This is a genomic window from Streptomyces avidinii (genome assembly GCF_014650695.1).
Lineage (GTDB): Bacteria > Actinomycetota > Actinomycetes > Streptomycetales > Streptomycetaceae > Streptomyces > Streptomyces avidinii.
The window spans coordinates 60,226-74,191 of the sequence record NZ_BMVL01000012.1 but is presented as its reverse complement, the minus strand read 5'-3'; the positions used below and the strand labels follow the sequence as shown (position 1 = coordinate 74,191).

13 protein-coding genes are annotated in these 13,966 nt (G+C 70.4%); all 13 read left to right on the top strand.

Annotated elements, in window-relative coordinates; all coding sequences use genetic code 11:
- The first annotated feature begins 1 nt into the window (after nucleotide 1).
- The 13 genes from IE257_RS27640 (at nucleotide 2) to IE257_RS27580 (ending at nucleotide 13,943) form a co-directional block, all read left to right on the top strand.
- Nucleotides 2–1,825, top strand: a complete 1,824-nt coding sequence (locus IE257_RS27640; protein ID WP_189972612.1) for an AGE family epimerase/isomerase — start codon at nucleotides 2–4, stop codon at nucleotides 1,823–1,825.
- Between the two features lie 37 nt (nucleotides 1,826–1,862).
- Nucleotides 1,863–2,213 carry an STAS domain-containing protein gene (locus IE257_RS27635; RefSeq protein WP_030388474.1) on the top strand — a complete coding sequence of 117 codons (351 nt, stop codon included), beginning with the start codon at nucleotides 1,863–1,865 and terminating at the stop codon, nucleotides 2,211–2,213.
- Entirely contained in the window at nucleotides 2,210–4,366 is a 2,157-nt protein-coding gene (gene glgX / locus IE257_RS27630) for a glycogen debranching protein GlgX (protein ID WP_229920699.1), read from the top strand. The genes IE257_RS27635 and glgX overlap by 4 nt, the downstream gene beginning before the upstream one ends.
- 16 nt (nucleotides 4,367–4,382) lie before the next feature.
- Complete coding sequence (locus IE257_RS27625; protein WP_030388476.1) at nucleotides 4,383–4,694, top strand: STAS domain-containing protein; 312 nt, start codon at nucleotides 4,383–4,385, stop codon at nucleotides 4,692–4,694.
- A 14-nt stretch (nucleotides 4,695–4,708) separates the two neighbouring features.
- Nucleotides 4,709–5,164 carry an ATP-binding protein gene (locus IE257_RS27620; RefSeq protein WP_229920708.1) on the top strand — a complete coding sequence of 152 codons (456 nt, stop codon included), beginning with the start codon at nucleotides 4,709–4,711 and terminating at the stop codon, nucleotides 5,162–5,164.
- Nucleotides 5,146–6,405 carry a PP2C family protein-serine/threonine phosphatase gene (locus IE257_RS27615; RefSeq protein ID WP_189972611.1) on the top strand — a complete coding sequence of 420 codons (1,260 nt, stop codon included), beginning with the start codon at nucleotides 5,146–5,148 and terminating at the stop codon, nucleotides 6,403–6,405. The genes IE257_RS27620 and IE257_RS27615 overlap by 19 nt, the downstream gene beginning before the upstream one ends.
- Nucleotides 6,406–7,167, top strand: coding sequence for a MinD/ParA family ATP-binding protein (locus IE257_RS27610; protein WP_189972610.1), 762 nt, complete (start codon nucleotides 6,406–6,408; stop codon nucleotides 7,165–7,167).
- 70 nt (nucleotides 7,168–7,237) lie between these two features.
- Nucleotides 7,238–7,978: a type 1 glutamine amidotransferase domain-containing protein gene (locus IE257_RS27605; protein ID WP_189972609.1), complete on the top strand. Its 741-nt coding sequence runs from the start codon at nucleotides 7,238–7,240 to the stop codon at nucleotides 7,976–7,978.
- Between the two features lie 29 nt (nucleotides 7,979–8,007).
- Entirely contained in the window at nucleotides 8,008–9,501 is a 1,494-nt protein-coding gene (locus tag IE257_RS27600) for an aldehyde dehydrogenase family protein (RefSeq protein WP_189972608.1), read from the top strand.
- Nucleotides 9,502–9,560: 59 nt separating this feature from the next.
- Nucleotides 9,561–10,175, top strand: a complete 615-nt coding sequence (locus IE257_RS27595; RefSeq protein WP_229920698.1) for an NADPH-dependent F420 reductase — start codon at nucleotides 9,561–9,563, stop codon at nucleotides 10,173–10,175.
- A gap of 2 nt (nucleotides 10,176–10,177) precedes the next feature.
- A complete protein-coding gene (locus tag IE257_RS27590; RefSeq protein ID WP_229920697.1) occupies nucleotides 10,178–10,711 on the top strand; it encodes a (2Fe-2S)-binding protein in 534 nt (177 codons plus the stop codon).
- A complete protein-coding gene (locus IE257_RS27585) occupies nucleotides 10,708–13,113 on the top strand; it encodes a xanthine dehydrogenase family protein molybdopterin-binding subunit (RefSeq protein ID WP_189972605.1) in 2,406 nt (801 codons plus the stop codon). The genes IE257_RS27590 and IE257_RS27585 overlap by 4 nt, the downstream gene beginning before the upstream one ends.
- Nucleotides 13,110–13,943 carry an FAD binding domain-containing protein gene (locus IE257_RS27580; RefSeq protein WP_189972604.1) on the top strand — a complete coding sequence of 278 codons (834 nt, stop codon included), beginning with the start codon at nucleotides 13,110–13,112 and terminating at the stop codon, nucleotides 13,941–13,943. The genes IE257_RS27585 and IE257_RS27580 overlap by 4 nt, the downstream gene beginning before the upstream one ends.
- The last annotated feature ends 23 nt before the right edge of the window (nucleotides 13,944–13,966 follow it).

Below are 13,966 nucleotides of genomic sequence, written 5' to 3'. Positions count from 1 at the left end.
CATGGCTGACGCCGTGACCTTCTCCTTCTCCGACACGATCGCGGGCTACGTCACCCGCTTCGACTCCGGGACCCGGCTGCTGAGGCTGAAGACCTCCGACGGGCGCGAGTTCGACGTCTCGCTCACCGGCGGCCCCAGCGCCGAGCTGGTGCGCAACCTGGACGAGCCCTACATCGACGCCTCCGGGCACATCGACGAGATGCTCTCACCGGGACGCTTCCTCTTCGTCTACGGAGTCCACTACCCGGAGCGCGGCGGCAGCTTCGACGCCAAGCGCCTGGTCTTCCTGGGCCGCGGGGCGGAGGACTTCCGCTTCGAGGAACCGAGCTGGTGGATCAAGCAGATCGAGTCCCTGGCCGACTTCTACAAGCGGGCCCAGTTCGGCGACGGGCCGGTGGACTTCACCGAGTACCGCACCGAGATCCGGCTCGGCGGTGACAAGACCGCCAGCCACGTCCAGGAGACCGACACGATCTCCCGGCTGGTCTACGGCATGGCCTCGGCCTACCTGCTGACCGGCAAGGACGAGTACCTGGAGGTCGCCGAGCGCGGCACCGAGTACCTGCGCAAGCACATGCGGGTCGTGGACAGCGAGGAGGACGTGGTCTTCTGGTACCACGGCATCAGCGTCGACGGGGACAGCGAGCGCAAGCTCTTCACCTCGGAGTTCTCCGACGACTACGACGCGATCCCGATGTACGAGCAGATCTACGCGCTCGCCGGCCCCATCCAGACCTACCGGGTCACCGGCGACATCCGGATCAAGAACGACGCGGACGCCACCATCCGGCTGTTCGACAAGTTCTTCTTCGACCCGGAGCAGGGCGGCTACTACTCGCACATCGACCCGATCCTCTTCAGCGCCGACCACGAGTCCCTCGGCGAGAACGCCGAGCGCAAGAACTGGAACTCGGTGGGCGACCACGCGCCGGCGTACCTGATCAACCTGTACCTGGCGACCGGCGACCAGAAGTACGCCGATTTCCTGGAGTACACCTTCGACACCATCGCGGACAAGTTCCCGGACTACAAGCACAGTCCCTTCGTCCAGGAGCGCTTCTTCCGCGACTGGTCGCACGACACCGCGCACAGCTGGCAGCAGAACCGTGCGGTGGTGGGCCACAACCTGAAGATCGCCTGGAACCTGATGCGGATGAACTCGCTGAAGGCCAAGCCGGAGTACGAGCAGCTCGCCAAGAAGATCGGCGAGATCATGCCGGCCGTCGGCAGCGACGTGCAGCGCGGCGGCTGGTACGACGTCGTCGAGCGGCTCAAGGAGGGTGACCAGGAGGCGTACCGGTTCGCCTGGCACGACCGCAAGGCCTGGTGGCAGCAGGAGCAGGCGATCCTCGCCTACCTCATCCTGAACGGCACGGTCGGCGGCGAGGCGAACCTGCGCGAGGCCCGGCAGGCCCAGGCCTTCTACAACACCTTCTTCCTCGACCACGACGAGGGAGCCGTCTACTTCAACGTCCTCGCCAGCGGTACGCCGTACCTGCTCGGCACCGAGCGGCTCAAGGGCAGCCACTCGATGTCCATGTACCACTCGGCGGAGCTCTGTTACCTCTCCGCCGTCTACAACAACCTGCTCATCAACGGCCGGGAGATGGACTTCCACTTCCAGCCCGCCCCGACCGACCTGCCGGACCGCGTCCTGCGCGTCTCGCCCGACCTGCTTCCCGCCGGTTCGGTGCGGATCGCGTCCGTGGACATCGACGAGAAGCCGTACACCGACTTCGACGCCGATGCCCTCACCGTGCGGCTGCCCGACGTCCAGGGCCGGGTGAAGGTCAAGGTCCGGCTGCGTCCGGTCGTCAAGAAGTAGCGCTCAACGGGGGGCGCCCCAACCAGAGGGGAACGCAATGACTCTCAACGTCAAGGAACGCCGGAACAAGACGGGCACCGTGCTCGTCGCCACCGGCGAGATCAACAGCGAGACATCCGGAGCACTGCTCCAGGCCCTGCTGCCGCTGGTCCGCGAGGGCAAGCCGCTGCGGATCGACCTCACGGCGGTCACCTACGTCTCCAGCGCGGGCCTGCGCACCCTGCTCGTGGTCTACCGCGAGGCGCAGCACGCCGGCGTCGCGGTCACCCTGTACGGGGTGAGCGAGGAGGTCCGGTTCGTCATGTCGGCCACCGGCTTCCTCGACTTCTTCGAGACCGGCGAGGCCGTCGCGGCGGCCGCCAAGGCCAAGGCCAAGGCCGCGCGATGACCGAGACCCGGTCCGAGCAGGTGCTGCGCGTCGACGCGTACCCGACCCACGAGGTGGGCGGCTACCGCGTCCGGGCGGGCAAACCGTTCCCCTTCGGGGCCAACGTGGTCCCCGGCGGGGTCAGCTTCTCCGTCTTCTCCGATCAGGCGACCAGCATGACGCTGGTCATCTACAAGCGCGGTGAAGCCGATCCGATGGCCGAACTGGAGTTCCCCGAGGAATTCCGCACCGGCAGCGTCTTCGCCATGACCGTCTTCGGCCTCGACCACGAGAACATCGAGTACGGGTACCGGGCCGACGGCCCCTACGACCCCGTCACCGGCCACCGCTTCGACGCCCGCCAGGTGCTCTCCGACCCGTACGCCCGGCTGATCGCCGGCCGTGACGTGTGGGGCGTGGAGCCCGACCGCAGCCGCGGCTACCAGTACCGCTCCCGCGTCTGCCTCCAGGACTTCGACTGGGGCGACGACACCCCGCTGGGCATCCCCGCCGAAGACCTCGTCGTGTACGAGACCCACGTGCGCGGCTTCACCCGGCACCCCTCCTCGCAGGTCACCGCACCCGGCACCTTCGCGGGGCTGCGCGAGAAGATCCCGTACCTGAAGGAACTCGGGGTCAACTGCATCGAACTGCTCCCGGTGTTCGAGTTCGACGAGAGCGACAACCCGCGCACCAACCCGGAGACGGGCGAGCAGCTCTTCGACTACTGGGGCTACAACACCGTCTCGTTCTTCGCGCCCAAGGCCGGCTACGCGGCCACCGGACGCTACGGCATGCAGGGCGACGAGTTCCGCACCCTGATCAAGGACCTGCACGCGGCCGGCATCGAGGTCATCCTCGACGTCGTCTTCAACCACACCGCCGAGGGCAACGAGCAGGGCCCGACGATCTCCTTCAAGGGGCTCGACAACGCCACGTACTACATGCTCACGCCCGAGGGGTACTACTTCAACTTCAGCGGCACGGGCAACACCGTCAACTGCAACCACCCCGTCGTGCGCAACTTCGTGCTCGACTGCCTGCGCCACTGGGTCGCCGACTACCACATCGACGGCTTCCGCTTCGACCTCGCCGCCATCCTCGGCCGCGCCCTGGACGGCACCCCGCTGCCCAACCCGCCGCTGCTGGAACTGCTCGCCTACGATCCGGTCCTGCGGCACACCAAGCTCATCGCCGAGGCATGGGACGCCGGCGGCCTCTACGAGGTCGGCAACTTCCCGGCGTACGGCCGCTGGGCCGAGTGGAACGGCAAGTACCGCGACACCGTACGCAGCTTCCTCAAGGGCGATCCCGGCGTCACCGGCGAACTGGCCACCCGGATCGCCGGCTCGCCCGACCTGTACTCCAGCCGCGGCACCGCGGCCTCGGTCAACTTCCTGACCGCGCACGACGGTTTCAGCCTGGCCGACCTGGTCTCCTACAACGACAAGCACAACGAGGCCAACGGCGAGGGCAACAACGACGGCGGCAACGACAACGCCAGCTGGAACTGCGGCGTCGAGGGGCCGACCGACGACCCCGGGATCAACACGCTGCGGCTGCGCCAGATGAAGAACGCCCTCGCGATCCTCTTCACCAGTCAGGGCATCCCGATGCTCCTGGCCGGTGACGAGGTTGCCCGCACCCAGCAGGGCAACAACAACACCTACTGCCAGGACAACGAGCTCTCCTGGTTCGACTGGGACCAGGTCGACGACAACGCCGAACTGCTCCGGTTCACACGGGAGATGATCGCCTTCCGGGGGCGCCACCGAGAGCTGCGCTCCACAGCCCACCCCACCGGGCAGGTCCGGGAGCACCTCGGCCTGCCGGACATCAGCTGGCACGGGGAGCGGGCCTGGCAGCCCGACTGGTCCGACGAGAGCCGGCTGCTGGCCGTGGCCCGATGCGGCACCGGGGACGACGACGTGGTGTACGTGGCCATGAACGCGCACTGGGAGTCGCACGACCTGGAACTGCCCGCCCTGCCGGGAGGCCGGAGCTGGCACCTGTTCGCCGACACCGGGGCGGCGCCGCCGCACGACATCCGCACCCCGGGCGGCGAGCAGGAACTGGACAACGCCGGGAAGTACCTGATCGGCCCGCGCTCGGTCGTGATCCTGGTGGGCCGCACCAACGGCCCCGACGATCGCGACGACCTCGACACGCCCTGACCGAAGGAGACCTGACATGCCGCTTTCCGTGTCCCTGAGCATCGAGGGCGACACCACCGTGATCGAGCTGACGGGCGAGCTGGACGCCAAGACCGCGCCGGACTTCCACCGGACCATCGAGAAGGCCGCCGGCCACGGCACCCACACCGTCGAGATCAGGATGGCCGGCGTCGGCTACATGGCCAGCGCCGGACTGCGCTCCCTGGTCTTCGCCCAGCAGAAGGTCGCGAACGACGTCACCATCAAGGTGGTCGGCGCGATCGAGCCGGTGTCCCGGACCATCCGGACCGCAGGGCTCGACCGCAGCATCGTTCTCTCCGATGAGTGACCACCGTGACTGACATGGTCGAACGGGCGAGGACCTCCCGCGTGCTGGACGTGCCCGCGACGGTGGCGGCACTGGGATCCATCGCCTCGTTCGTCCTGCGGCTGGCCGGAGCGGCGGGCCTGGACAAGGGTGCCACCTACCGGCTCCGGCTGGCCGTGGACGAACTGGCCACGAACGTCGTGATGCACGGGTACCGGGGCGGCGACGGACGGATCACCGTCCGCGGCCGCTCCGGCCCGGGCGGGGTGCAGATCGTCATCGAGGACTCCGCGCCCCCCTTCGACCCCGTCGAAGGCCGCCTGCCGCCCGCCCCCGGGGTTCCCCCGCAGGACCGGCGGATCGGCGGCCTCGGCATCCACCTGGCACTGACCAGCGTGGACGAGTTCGGCTACGCGCACAGGGACGGCCGCAACATCAGCACGCTGACTGTGAAGGCTGAGGGGACGGACCGATGCCCTCCACGACCGTGATCATCCTCGACGCGTACCCGCCACCACCGCCCGAGCTGCTCGACGCCCTGCAGGCGATGGACGCGTCGCTCGTCACCCGCACCCTGAGGGAACTGCGCGAAGCCCCGCCGGAACTGCTGCCCGTCGCGGACGTGCTGCTCGCCCCGGCCGAGTCCGACGGTGCGGCCGTACGGATGGCCGTACGCCGGCTGCGCCGCTGGGCGGGAGCGCCCATCGTGGTCGTCTGGACCGTGACGGAGTTCGCCGCGCTGGAGGAACACGTCCGGATCGGGCACGACTACCTCGTGCCCCCCTTCCTGCCCGCCCTCGTCGGGGCCCGGCTGCACAGCTGCTCGGAGCGCGCCGGACTCGGCCGCACCCTGCGGGAGGCCGATGCCCGCGCCGAGCTCATGGGCTACGAGAAGGAGCTGGAGATCGGCCGGGAGATCCAGGCGGGCTTCCTGCCCGAATCGATGCCCGTGCCGGACGGCTGGGAGATCGACGTCCGGTTCCGTCCCGCCCGGCAGGTCGCCGGGGACTTCTACGATGTCTTCGAGATCTCCCGCGGCCGCCGTCTGGCCGTCGTCGTCGCCGACGTCTGCGACAAGGGGGTCGGAGCCGCGCTGTTCATGGCACTCATCCGTTCCCTGCTGCGGCACACCGCGCAGAACAGCGGCCTGCAGCACCTGGTCGCCGCCGGACGCGCCGGAGGCAGCCGGCGGATCCCGGTCGTCGGCGCCACACCGCTGCTCAACGCGGTCACCGCCACGAACAGCTACCTCACCCGCAACCACCTGCGGCAGGGCTACTTCGCCACCCTGTTCTTCGGGGTGCTCGACCCGCTCACCGGCAGCCTCGTCTACATCAACGGCGGCCACAACCCGCCGCTGCTGCTGCCCGCCGACGGCAGCCCGCCCGTCGCACTCGACGTCACGGGACCCGCCGTCGGCGTCCTGCCCGACTGCGTCTACACCCTCGGCTACGCCCAGCTCGACCCGGGCGACACCCTGTTCGTGTTCACCGACGGGGTCCCCGAGGCCCGCTGCCCGGACGGCCGCTTCCTCGGGGACGACCGGATGCTGGAACTGCTCGCCGGGCCGCCGTCGAACGGCAAGGTCCTGGTCGACCTGATGGACCTGGCAGTGCGCGAGCACACCGGCACAGCCGAACAGCACGACGACGTCACCATGCTGGCCCTGCACCGGCCACGCGCGGCGCGGGGGCCGCACGTGGACGGCGCGGGCACCCGGGTGGTGGCCTAGATGACCCGCACCATCGTCGTGCACTCGCACCGCGGTGGGACGGGCAAGTCCTCGGTACTGGCGAACCTCGCGCTGCTCATCGCGGGCGAGGGACGCCGGGTGGGGGTGGTGGACACCGATATCCAGTCACCCACCCTGGACCTGCTGTTCCGCCTGGGACCCGGCGCCTCCCTGACGGACTACCTGCTCGGCCGCTGCGAGATCGAGGCCACCGCCCAGCAGGTGGGGGACAGTTTCGGACCGGGGACGGGCGGGCTGTACGTCGTACCGGCCCGGACCGGGACGGCCGCCCTGCGCGAGATCATGGCCGTGGGCTACGACGTGGGGATGCTTCCGGAGGGCTTCGACCGGCTGGCCGCCCACCACGCCCTCGACGTGCTGCTGCTCGACACCCACGCCGGACTGAACAACGAGTCGGTGATCGCCATGGCGAGCGCCGATGTGTTGATGATCATGGCTCGGGCCGACCGGATCGACCTCTCAGGGGTCGAGGAGACCATCGCCCTCGCCGGCCGCCTGACCTGCCGCCGGACCCTGGTGCTGAGCATGGCCCCCGCAGGCATCGACCGGGAAGAGGCCCGGCGGCGCACCGAGGAGGTCTACGGGGCGCCGCTGGCCGGAATCCTTCCGTACTCCCCGGAAATGGCGGCCCTGTACGGGGAGCGCATATTTGCGGAAGCCCACCCCGACCACCCCATGGTCGGTGAATTTCGCACCATCATCTCGGCGTTGGACGCACGTGACGAAGTATCGCGGGCCTGACGCCACCCCCCTTACGCCCCCCGCGGGTGGCGTGTTGAATCGGCAGCGAATCCAGAACAAGGAGAGAATCATGAAGATTCTCGTCGTCATGACGGCCAAAGCCACACTGCATCTGCTCGACGGCGAACAGCACCCCTCGGGATTCTGGGCCGAGGAATTCGTGGTGCCCTTCTCGCTCTTCAAAGCGGCCGGACACGACGTGGACGTGGCGACGATCGCGGGCAGGACGCCGACGGTCGACCAGACGAGCATCGACCCGCAGTTCCTCCAGTGGGTCCGCCCCCAGGGCTCGCCCGACGAGGACGCGGCCAACGCCGCCGAGTACGTCCGCGTCATCGGGAGCACCCCCCAGCTGAGGGCTCCGCTCGCCCTGGAAACCCTCACCGAGAAGGACATCGCCGACTACGACGGCGTGTACGTCAGCGGCGGCCACGGCGCCATCGGCGACCTGCCCAAGTCCGACGAACTCGCCCAGATCCTGCGCTGGGTCATCGCCCAGGACAAGCCGCTCGCCACCGTCTGCCACGGCCACACCTCGCTGCTCGCCCTGCGCGACGGCGAAGGCCGCTGGCCCTTCGAGGGCTACCGGATGACCGCCTTCTCGCACAGCGAGGAGCTGGTCACGAACATGGCTGGCCGGCTCCCGCTGATCCTGGAGGTCGAACTCACCCGGCTCGGCGCCCGCTACGAGAAGGCCGAAGCGATCTGGGACTCGCACGTGGTCGTGGACCGCAGGCTGACGACCGGCCAGAACCCCTACTCCTCCAAGGCCCTCGCCGAGACCTTCTTACGGCAGCTCGCGAAGGGCTAGTACCCCCGCAACCGAACCGGAAGGCAGCCATGACCAAGCGTGAGCTGAGCGGCCAGCCCCTCGCCAACCCCGGGAAGCTGTTCATCGGAGGTGCCTGGGTTCCGGCCCGGGACGGCCGTACCGAACCGGACATCAGCCCCGTGGACGGACAGGAGATCGTGCCGGTGGCCCAGGCCGCCGCCGCCGACGCGGACGCGGCCGTCGCCGCCGCCCGCACGGCGTACGAGGAAGGCCCCTGGAGCAGACTCTCCGCCCAGGAGCGCGCGCTGCGGCTGAACCGGGTCGGTGAGCTCATCGAGCGCGACCTGGAGGAGATCGCCCTGCTGGAGACCGTGGACATGGGCAAGCCGTTCGCTTTCTCCAGCACGGTCGACGCCCCCATGGCCGCCCAGCTCATGCACTACTACGCCGGGGCGGTGACCCGCGTCGACGGCTCCTCGCGCGCCCCGGCCGGCGGCCAGCTCGCCTACACCCTGCGCGAACCGCTGGGCGTGGTCTGCGCCATCACCCCGTTCAACTTCCCGCTGCTGCTGTCGATGACGAAGATCGCGCCGGCGCTCGCGGCGGGCAACACGGTGGTCCACAAGCCCTCCCCGGCCACCCCGCTCACCGCCCTGAAGATCGCCGAGCTCTTCCAGGAGGCGGAGATCCCCGACGGGGTGCTGAACGTCATCACCGGCCCGGGTGTGGAACTGGGGGAGACCCTCACCGGCCACCCCGACATCGACAAGATCGCCTTCACCGGCTCCACCTCGGTCGGCCAGACGATCATCCGCAAGGCGGCGGGCACCCTGAAGAAGGTGACGATGGAGCTCGGCGGCAAGTCCGCCAACATCGTCTTCGCCGACGCCGACCTCGACGCCGCCGAGGAACTCGCCTTCTTCGGCATCTACTACAACAAGGGCGAGATCTGCACCGCCGGCTCCCGGCTGCTGCTGCAGCGCCCCGTCCACGACGAGATGGTCGAACGGCTGGTCCGCCGGGCCGCCGCCCTCAAGCCCGGCGACCCGCGCGACCCCGCCACCCTCTTCGGACCGCTGGCCCACCGCGGACAGTTCGACAAGGTCAGCTCGTACATCGAGGTCGGCGAGAAGGAGGGCGCGATCCTGCGCACCGGAGGCAGCGGCTGGACCCCCGAGGGCGCCTCGAACGACCTCTCGGCAGGCTTGTACTTCCTGCCGACGATCTTCACCGGCGTCGACAACAGCATGCGGATCGCCCAGGAGGAGATCTTCGGCCCGGTCCTGTCGATCATCCCCTTCGACACCGAGGAGGACGCCGTACGCATCGCCAACGACAGCGCGTACGGCCTCGCCGCCGGCGTCCACACCAAGGACCTGCGGCGTGCCCACCGGGTCGCCTCCCAGATCAAGGCCGGCACGGTCTGGGTCAATTGCTACAACCAGTACGACCCCGCCGTGCCCTACGGCGGCTACAAGGCCTCCGGCTACGGCCGTGAATGCGGCCCCGAGTCGCTGGAGAGCTACACCCAGACCAAGTCGGTCTGGATCGGCATGGACTGAGAGCGCGACCGGGACCGCGCCCCACACTGCGACCGAGACCCCATTCCCGAGGAGCGGCAATGCGGACAGGCATCATCGGCACCGGACGGATCGGCTCGACCCTCGCCAGGATCCTCGTGGCGGCGGGTCACCAGGTCGTCCTCGCGGGCGCCCGGGGCCCGCGGGCACTCGGCCCGCTGGTGACCGAGCTGGGAACGGCGGCCTCGGCGGCGCGCCCCGCCGAGGCCGCGGCCCGGACCGAACTCTTGGTGCTGATGGTGCCCTTCGGGGCCGTCCGCGGACTGCTCCCGCCGCACGCCGTGCAGGACAAGGTGCTGGTCGACGCGACGAACGCGTTCGGCGGCCCCGGAGCGCCCGCCGACCTCGGCGGGCGCGGCTCCAGCGACCTGGTCGCCGAGTGGTATCCCGGCGCCCAGGTCGTGAAATCCCTGAACACCATGCATTTCGAAACCCTCGCCGTCGCCGGCACCGCATCCGGAGACCGCCTGGCACATTTCACCGCGGGCGACGACGTGAAAGCGAAGGAAATCGTCGCGGGAATCATCACGGATCTCGGATTCGCGCCCGTGGATACCGGCCCGTTGCACTCCGGGGGAATTCTCCAGCAGCCCGGCGGGCCCCTCTTCAACCGGCCGCTCACGGAAGCGCAGGCGCTGGCATGGATATCACACTGAAAGTGAACGGAAGACCCGAGCAATTCTCGGCGCAGCCGAACGAGCTGCTCGTGGAACGGCTCCGCGACGGCCTCGGGCTGACCGGCACCAAGGTCGGCTGCGACACCGGCCAGTGCGGCACCTGCGTCGTCCGCCTCGACGGCAGGTCCGTCAAGAGCTGCCTGGTCCTCACGGCCTCCGCCGGCGGCAGCGAGGTGGCCACCATCGAGGGCGAGACCACCCGCGGCGGTGAACTGACCGGCCTCCAGGAGGCACTGCGCCAGGAGCACGGCACCCAGTGCGGCTTCTGCACCCCGGGCATGGTGATGGCCCTCGGTGAACTCGTCGACTCCACCGCCGGCGGCGCGGCCCCCACCGAAGCCGAGATCCGCGAGTGGCTCACCGGCAACCTGTGCCGCTGCACCGGTTACCACAGCGTCGTACGGGGCGTGCAGCGCGCCTGCGCGGTCGCCCGCGCCGAGGCGCCCGCCGGCACCGCCGAGTCCGCCGCCGTCGCCGCATCCGGCGCTGCCGCACAGGAGGTGCGAGGGACATGACCGCAGTGACGGGGGAGGCCCCCGCCGTGGGAGACGGTGTCCTCGGGCAGCCGCTGGACAGCCGCGAGGATCCGCAGCTGCTGCGCGGCGAGGCCACGTACGTGGCGGACATCGACCTGCCGGGCACCGCCCACATGGCCATCCTGGGCAGCCCGGTGGCGCACGCGAAGATCCTCTCCATCGAGACCAAGGCCGCCGAGCAGCTGCCCGGCGTACTCAAGGTGGCCACCGCCGCCGACTTCACCGACGTCATGCCGCTGCCCTGCATCTGGATCCCCGGCGGCGTCGAGAGCCACTTCCCGCCCCACCCCTACGGACTTCCCGGCGCCCGCCCCGTACTCACCGGCGACACCGTCCGGCACGTCGGCGACCCCATCGCCGTGGTCGTCGCCGAGACCCCGCGCCAGGCCGCGGCCGCGCTGGCCGCCATCGCCGTCGAGTACGAGCCGCTGCCCGTGGTCACCCGCGCCGACGAGGCGCTCGCCGCGGGCGCGCCCCAGCTGCACGAGGCCGTCCCCGGCAACCTGAACGCCTACTGGACCTGCGGCGACAAGGACCGCGCCGACGCGGCCATCGCCGCGGCCGAGGTCACCGTCGAGCTCGACCTGGTCAACCAGCGCACCATCAACAGCCCGATCGAGCCGCGCGGCGCGGTCGGCGACTACGACGCCACCACCGGCGAGTACACCCTCTATGCCTCCACCCAGGGCCCGCACAACCACCGCTTCCTGCTCTCGGCGCTGGTCCTCGGCATCCCCTTCAACAAGCTCCGGGTGATCGCCCCGACCGTCGGCGGCAGCTTCGGCACCAAGGGCTACCTGTACCCGGACATGGCCCTCGTCCTGCTGCTCTCCAAGGCGCTCGGCCGCCCCGTGAAGTGGGTGGACACCCGCACCGGACTGATGAACTCCACCGTCCAGGGCCGCGACCACCGCCAGCACGTCACGCTCGCGGGCACCCGTGACGGCCGGATCACCGCCGTGCGCTGCACCAGCTACGCCAACCTCGGCGCGTACCCCTCCACCATCGGCCCCGGTGTCGCCACCGCCCTGATGGGCCGCTCCATCAGCGGCATGTACGACATCGACGCCGCCTTCTGCGAGGTCTACGCAGCCTTCACCAACACCGTCTCGCTCGGCGCCCAGCGCGGCAGCGGGCGCGCCGAGGCCGCCTTCCTCATGGAGCGCCTGGTCGACCGGTACGCCTCCGAGATCGGCATGGACCCGGCGGCCGTCCGCCGCAGGAACCTGGTGCCGAAGGAGAAGTTCCCCTACGACAACGGTCTCGGCTGGACGTACGACTCCGGTAACTACCGGCTCAACTTCGACCGGGCCATCGAGCTGTCGGGCTACGCGGACATGCCCGCCCGCAAGGCCGAGGCCCGCACCCGCGGCAAGCGGCTCGGCGTCGGCCTCGCCACCTACGTCGCGATCTGCGGGGTCGGCCCCTCCACCCGGATGTCCCGGGAGGGCATGCTCGGCGGCACCTGGGAGAGCGCGAACATCCGCGTCCACCCGACCGGCGAGGTCACCGTGATCGTGGGCTCCGCCTCCACCGGCCAGAGCCACGGCACGGTCTTCGCGCAGGTCGCCGCCGACGAGCTGGGCATCGACCCGGACACCGTCCAGGTCCTGGAGGGGGACACGCAGAAGGCGCCGTACGGGCAGGGCACCTACGGTTCCCGCTCGTACAGCATGGCGGCGCCCGCCGTCGCCCTCACCGCCCGGAAGATCAAGAGCAAGCTGATCCGGGCCGGGGCCGTCTTTCTGGGAGTCCCCGAGGACAAGGTCGTCTACGAGGGCGGCCGGGTCCACGAGGAGGGGAACGAGGAGAACAGCAAGACCTTCGCCGAGCTGGCGATGGCCATGTGGTACGGCTGGGGACTGCCCGCGGAGATCGAGCCCGCCCTCGACGAGACCACCCACTTCGACCCGCCGGACTTCAACTACCCCTTCGGGACGCACGTCGCGGTCGTCGAGATCGACGAACTGACCGGCGAGACGGAGGTGGTGTCCTACACCGCCGTCGACGACGCCGGCCACATCGGCAACCCCAAGATCGTCCTCGGCCAGATCGAGGGCAGCATCACGCACGGCCTCGGCCAGGCCCTGATGGAGGCCGCCGTCTACGACGAACAGGGCCTGCTGGTCAGCTCCGACCTCACCCGCTACGCCCTGCCGCGCGCCGCCGACGTGCCGTTCTTCACGCTCGACAAGACCGTCACGCCCAGCCCGCACAACCCGCTGGGCGCCAAGGGCGCCGGCGAGATCGCCACCGTCCCGCCCGCCGCGGCCGTCGTCAACGCCGTCGTCGACGCCCTCTCCGACCTGGGCGTCCAGCACATCGACATGCCCGTCACCCCCGAGAAGGTCTGGCGCCGCCTGAGAGGGGAAGCCCAGTGATCCTCGCCGAGTTCGACTACGTCCGGCCCGCGGGCCTCGACGAGGCGCTGGCCCTGCTGTCCGGGACGCGCGGGGCCAAGGCCCTGGCCGGTGGCCAGAGCCTGCTGCCCGACCTGCGCTCCGGGGCCGACCGGGCCGGGCTGCTGGTCGACATCAGGCGCCTGGCCGAGCTGCGCGGCATCGGGCGCACCACCGACGGCACGCGGCTGCGGATCGGGGCCCTCACCACGCTCGCCGAGCTCGCCACCGACCCGCTGGTGCTCGCCGAGGCCCCGGAACTGGCCGCCGCGGCCCGCGCCAACGGCGATCCCCAGGTCCGCAACCTCGGCACCATCGGCGGCAACCTCCTCGCCGCCGGGCGCGCCACCGACCTGCCGGTCGCCGCCCTGGCCGCCGACGCCGTGGCCGAACTGGCCGGCCCCGACGGGCGGTCCACCGTGCCGGCCGAGGAGCTCGCCGCCGGACCCGCACCAGCCGGTTCGGTCCTCACCGCGCTGCTGGTGCCCGCCGCCGGCCCGGCCGCCGCCTTCGAGAAGACCGCCGACCGGGCCACCCGCTACCCGGTGTGCGCCACCGCCGTACGGATCACCCCGGGCGGGCCGCGCATCGCCGTCACCGGAGCCACCTCCCGCGCGCTGCGGCTGCGCGGGGTCGAGGACCGGCTGCGCGGGGGACCGTACGGCACGGACGCCGTGCTCGCGGCCTTCCGCGCCGAGCCCCGGGAGCTCTTCGTGCCCGGGCGCGGCACCTCGGCCGAGTACCTCGGCCATCTCGTGGGGGTCCTCACGGCCCGCGCCCTGCACAGGGCCGAGCAGGCCCTCGCCCGCTAGCCCATCACAGGGTCCCTCACGGG